A 241-nucleotide genomic window follows, 5' to 3' on the forward strand; every position below is an offset into this window, starting at 1 on the left:
TCCTTACCTATATTTAAAGCTTCTGCACAACTGCTATATTCATTATTAAAGTTAGGTAATGCTACAATTTCAAATGAACCTGTAAATTTTTGTAATTTTAAACCATTTAAAAAATTCAAATACTGCTGTTTATTATTTATTAATGTAATAATACTAAAATCTGGAGTCTTTTCAATCCCTGCATTTTTTAGATTTATATCATTAGCTAGTATGTTATTATACAAATATTTACTATCTTGAG

1 protein-coding gene is annotated in these 241 nt (G+C 23.7%); it reads right to left on the bottom strand.

All coding sequences use genetic code 11. The annotated features are described in order from the left end of the window. Nucleotides 1–241: hypothetical protein (locus tag AC6UD1_RS07040; RefSeq protein WP_500707702.1), on the bottom strand; the 241-nt coding region annotated here is incomplete at both ends.

The sequence above is a fragment of the Fructilactobacillus sp. X8R1C1 genome (genome assembly GCF_059900945.1).